Source organism: Halorhodospira neutriphila, from assembly GCF_016584055.1.
GTDB lineage: Bacteria > Pseudomonadota > Gammaproteobacteria > Nitrococcales > Halorhodospiraceae > Halorhodospira > Halorhodospira neutriphila.
This window is the reverse complement of sequence record NZ_NRSH01000164.1, coordinates 1-4,255: the sequence shown is the minus strand read 5'-3', so window position 1 is coordinate 4,255 and position 4,255 is coordinate 1. Positions and strand designations below refer to the sequence as shown.

The following is a 4,255-nucleotide window of genomic DNA, read 5'->3' as shown; positions in this document are numbered from 1 at the left end:
CCTGCAGCTACTCCGCGACCACCGGCCCGGCGGGCCGCTGCGGGTGCTCAGCCAGGCGGACTGGATCGCCGGGCGCCTGGCCGGGCGCTTCGACGCCAGCGACGAGAGCAACGCCCTCAAGCTCGGCTACGACCCCGTCGCCCGGCGCTGGCCGGCGTGGCTCGCCGGCCTCGAGCTGCCCCCGGACGCGCTCCCGCGCGTCCACCCCGTCGGCACCGCCGTCGGCGGCGTGACGGCCGCGGCGGCGCGAGCCACCGGGCTGCCCGCCGGCTGCCGCGTGGCCACCGGGGCCACCGACGCCGTCGCCGGCTTCCTCGCCGCCGGCGCCGCGCACCCCGGCGAGGCGGTCACCTCCCTGGGCACGACCCTGGCCCTGAAGCTGCTCTCCCCGGTGCCGGTCTTCGCCGCCGAGCACGGCGTCTACAGCCACCGCCTCGGGGAGCACTTCCTCGCCGGCGGCGCCTCCAACTGCGGCGCCGGCATCCTGGCGCGCTTCTTCACGCCGGCGGCGCTCGAGCGCCTGACGCCGCGGCTCGAGCCGGAGCGCGACACCGGCCTGGGCTACTACCCGCTGCCCTGCCCCGGCGAGCGCTTCCCGCGCAGCGACCCGGCGCTGGCGCCGCGGCTCGAGCCGCGCCCCGACGACGACGCCCGCTTCCTCCAGGGGCTGCTCGAGGGGATCGCCGCCGTCGAGGCCGAGGGCTACCGGCGCCTCGCCGAGCTCGGCGCCCCGCCCGTGGGCCGCGTGCGCACCGTCGGCGGCGGCGCCGGCAACCCGGCCTGGACCCGCATCCGGGCGCGCTACCTCGGCGTCCCCGTCGCCCCCGCCGAGGAGACCGACGCCGCCGTGGGCGCCGCCTACCTGGCGCGCGCGGCCCTCTAGCCCACCGGCCGGCGGAGTGCCACGCCCCGGGGCGCCGGCCACCCTGCGGCCATCGGTACACCGCCGGCCCCGGGGATGGCATCATGAGGGATTCTCTGGGACTGCCCGCCGTCGGGAGCGATCCATGGCCGAGCGCAGCAACGCCGAGCTCATCCGCCGCGACCTCAACGTCCTCTGGCACCCCTGCACCCAGATGAAGGACCACGAGCGGATCCCGCTCATCCCCGTCGAGGAGGGCAAGGGGGCGTGGCTCAAGGACCTCGACGGCCGCTGGTACCTGGATGCGGTCAGCTCCTGGTGGGTCAACCTCTTCGGCCACGCCAACGAGCGCATCAGCGAGCGCATCAAGGCGCAGATCGACCGGCTCGAGCACGTCATCCTCGCCGGCTGCTCCCACGAGCCGGCGGTCGAGCTCGCCGAGCGGCTCGTCGCCGTCACCCCGCAGGGGCTGAGCCGGTGCTTCTACACCGACAACGGCTCCTCGGCGGTGGAGGTGGCCCTGAAGATGAGCCACCACTACTGGCGCAACAGCGGCCACCCCGAGAAGCTCAAGTACATCAACCTCTCGAACAGCTACCACGGGGAGACGGTCGGCGCCCTGAGCGTCGGCGACGTCGGCGTCTTCAAGGCCGCCTACGAGCCGATGCTCATGGAGCCGATCACCGTCCCGGCCCCGGACTCCTTCCACCGCGAGGCGGGGGTCTCGTGGGCGGAGCACGCCGAGCGGATGTTCGTGCACATGGAGGCGGCCCTCGAGGCCCACGCCCACGAGACGGCGGCGGTCATCGTCGAGCCGCTGCTCCAGTGCGCCGGCGGCATGCGCATGTACCACCCCCGCTACCTCGAGCGCCTGCGCGAGGCGTGCGACCGCCACGGCGTCCACCTCATCGCCGACGAGATCGCCACCGGCTTCGGGCGCACGGGGACGATGTTCGCCTGCGAGCAGGCCGGGATCACCCCGGACTTCATGTGCCTGTCCAAGGGGCTGACCGCCGGCTACCTGCCGCTGGCGGCGGTGCTCACCGACGAGCGGGTCTACGCCGCCTTCTACGACGACTTCACCAAGCTCAACGCCTTCCTCCACTCCCACAGCTACACCGGCAACCCCCTCGCCTGCGCCGCCGCCCTGGCGACCCTGGAGCTCTTCGACAGCGACGACGTCCTCGCCCAGAACCGCGAGACCGCCGCGCTCATGGCCGAGGCGGCGGCGCCGCTGGCCGAGCACCCCCACGTCGGCGAGGTGCGCCAGCACGGCATGGTCCTCGCCGCCGAGATGGTCCAGGACAAGGCGGCCCAGGCCCCCTACCCGTGGCAGGAGCGCCGCGGGCTGCACGTCTACCGCCACGCCCTCGAGCGCGGCGTGCTCATGCGCCCGCTCGGCAACGTCGTCTACTGGATGCCGCCGTACGTCATCAGCCCGGAGGAGGTCCGCCTGCTCGGCGAGGTGGCCGCCGAGGGCATCGACAAGGCGACGCGGGCGTAGGGCGCCGTGGCCCGGCTCTACCTCCCCCTGCCCCTCGCCGCCGGCAGCGAGCTGGAGCTGCCGGCGGACACCGCCGCCCACGCCCGCGCCCTGCGCCTGCAGCCGGGCGCCCCGGTGACCCTCTTCAACGGCGCCGGCGGCGAGCACCCGAGCACGGTCAGCGCCGTGGAGCGGCGCCGGGTCACGGTGCAGGTGGGCCCCCACGAGCCGGTGGAGCGCGAGCTCCCCGTGGCGGTCCAGCTCCTGCAGGCGGTGGGCAAGGGCGAGCGGATGGACACCGCCGTGGAGAAGGCCACCGAGCTCGGCGTTACCGAGCTCGTGCCCGTGCTCACCGAGCGCACCGTCGTGCGCCTCGACGCCAAGCGCGCCGCCAAGCGCCGCCGCCACTGGCAGGCGGTGGCGGCGAGCGCCTGCGAGCAGTGCGGCCGCAACCGCCTGCCGGCCATCGCCGAGCCCACGCCCCTGGCGGGCGCCTGGGCCCAGGCGGCACCCTACCCGCTGCGCCTGACCCTCGACCCGGAGGCCGCGCCGAGCCTCGGGGCGACGGCGGGCGGCGGCGCCACCGCGGTGCTCATCGGCCCGGAGGGCGGCCTGACGCCCGCCGAGCTCGAGGCCGCCGAGCGCCAGGGCTTCCGGCGCGTGCGCTCAGGGGCGCGGACCCTGCGCACCGAGACCGCCGCCGTCGTCGCCCTCGCCGCCGTCGGCCTCGCCGCCGGCGAGCTCTGAGGCGGGCCTCGCCTCCGGCCCTGGAGGCGGCGTACCGCGCCCGGCGGCGATCGCCCGGCGCACGGCGGCCAGGAGCTGCCCCTCGTCGTGGGGCTTGAGGAGCACGGCCCCCGGCGCCGCCCCGTGCTCGGCGAGGCGCCCGCCGTCCCCGGCACGCGTGGTCACGGCGACGAACGCCTGCGGCGCCAGGCCCAGCGCCTCGGCGAGCCGGGTGAGCACCCCCGCCGCCTCCTCGGCGCTCGCGGCCACCTCCAGGTCGAGCAGCACGGCCTCGAACGGCCCCTCCCGCAGCGCCTCGACGGCCTCCGCCGCATCGGCCGCGGCCACCGCGCCCAGCCCGTTGCGCTCGAGCAGCTGCACCGCGATCCGCCGCAGGATCCGGGAGTCGTTGACGACGAGCACGCGCCCCGCGGCCGCCTCCTCCCGGGGCTCGAGGAGGCGGCTGAGCGCCCGCTCCACGGGCAGGCGGATGGTGAAGGTCGTCCCGTGGGGCGGGCGCGTATCCAGCTCCAGGCGCCCGCCGAGCCCGCGCACCCGGCTCGCGACCACGTCCATGCCGATCCCGTGGCCGGCCTCCACCCCGGCGGCAGGCCGGGTGGAGACGCCCTGGACGACGATCAGGCCCAGCGCCTCCTCGTTGCTCAGCACCGCCCCCCGCGCCGGCTCGCCGGCGCTGCCGGCCTGCTGCTCGAGGGCCGCGAGGTCCAGCCCCGCGCCGTCGTCGCTGACGGCCAGCACGAGGGCGCCGCCCTCGAGCCGGGCCGCCAGGCGCAGCGAGCCGCGCTCCGGCTTGCCGGCGGCCCGCCGCGCCGCCGGCGGCTCGATCCCGTGGACGACGGCGTTGACCAGCAGCTGCTCGAGGGGCGCCGCCAGGCGCTCGAGGACGGCCGCGTCGAGCTCGTACGCCCCGCCCTCGAGCTCCAGCGCCACCTGCCGCGAGCACTCCGCGGCGGCGGCCTGCACCCGGCGGCGCAGCCGCGGCAGGAGGCCCTCCAGGGGGGTGAAGCGGCGCTGCGCCCCCTCGAGGCCCGCCTCGTCGAGCTCGGCGGCCACCGCCTCGCCGAGGATCCGGTGCCCAGGGCCGGCGTCGAGGGCCGGTGCCGCCTCCTCGCCGGGCTCCCGCCACAGGGCCTCCAGGAGCTCGCCCTGGTCCAGGGTGCGGC

4 protein-coding genes are annotated in these 4,255 nt (G+C 77.0%); 3 read left to right on the top strand and 1 reads right to left on the bottom strand.

Features of this window, described 5'->3' with window-relative positions; genetic code table 11:
* The 3 genes from CKO13_RS11025 to CKO13_RS11015 form a co-directional block, all read left to right on the top strand.
* Positions 1 to 883 (top strand): FGGY-family carbohydrate kinase (locus tag CKO13_RS11025; RefSeq protein ID WP_200260915.1); only part of this gene is annotated, 883 nt, incomplete at its 5' end.
* A 124-nt stretch (positions 884 to 1,007) separates the two neighbouring features.
* The gene (locus CKO13_RS11020) at positions 1,008 to 2,366 is read left to right on the top strand and encodes an adenosylmethionine--8-amino-7-oxononanoate transaminase (RefSeq protein WP_200260911.1); all 1,359 of its coding nucleotides are present in this window, start codon (positions 1,008 to 1,010) and stop codon (positions 2,364 to 2,366) included.
* A 6-nt stretch (positions 2,367 to 2,372) separates the two neighbouring features.
* The gene (locus tag CKO13_RS11015; RefSeq protein ID WP_200260908.1) at positions 2,373 to 3,092 is read left to right on the top strand and encodes a 16S rRNA (uracil(1498)-N(3))-methyltransferase; all 720 of its coding nucleotides are present in this window, start codon (positions 2,373 to 2,375) and stop codon (positions 3,090 to 3,092) included.
* Here the strand turns inward: CKO13_RS11015 and CKO13_RS11010 are convergent.
* Positions 3,012 to 4,255, bottom strand: a 1,244-nt coding sequence (locus tag CKO13_RS11010) for an ATP-binding protein (protein ID WP_242468016.1), incomplete at its 5' end; no start/stop codon positions are given. The two genes, CKO13_RS11015 and CKO13_RS11010, sit on opposite strands and share 81 nt — an antisense overlap.

Coding starts and splice junctions, on each gene's coding strand:
- CKO13_RS11020 (WP_200260911.1), top strand. CDS start 1,008: ATGGCCGAGCGCAGCAACGCCGAGCTCATCCGCCGCGACCTCAACGTC.